Source organism: Mesorhizobium sp. LMG 17147 (genome assembly GCF_024297145.1).
Lineage (GTDB): Bacteria > Pseudomonadota > Alphaproteobacteria > Rhizobiales > Rhizobiaceae > Mesorhizobium.
Window position 1 is genome coordinate 1 of sequence record NZ_JANCTC010000068.1, and the last position, 347, is coordinate 347.

A 347-nucleotide genomic window follows, 5' to 3' on the forward strand; every position below is an offset into this window, starting at 1 on the left:
ATCGTCATCTGCGGCCCGTCGGGCTCCGGCAAATCGACGATGATCCGCTGCATCAACCGGCTGGAGGAACACCAGAAGGGCAAGATCATCGTCGACGGCAAGGAACTGACCAACGATCTGAAGAAGATCGACGAGGTGCGCCGCGAGGTCGGCATGGTGTTCCAGCACTTCAACCTGTTCCCGCATCTGACCATTCTGGAGAATTGCACGCTGGCGCCGATCTGGGTGCGCAAGATGCCGCGCAAACAGGCCGAGGAAATCGCCATGCATTTCCTCAAGCGCGTCAAGATCCCGGAACAGGCCAACAAATATCCCGGCCAGCTTTCCGGCGGCCAGCAACAGCGCGT

At 59.7% G+C, this 347-nt stretch carries 1 protein-coding gene; it reads left to right on the plus strand.

Annotated features, from left to right (window positions below):
• A partial coding sequence (locus NMG46_RS29605) for an amino acid ABC transporter ATP-binding protein (RefSeq protein WP_254820790.1) occupies nucleotides 1-347 on the plus strand: 347 nt, incomplete at both ends.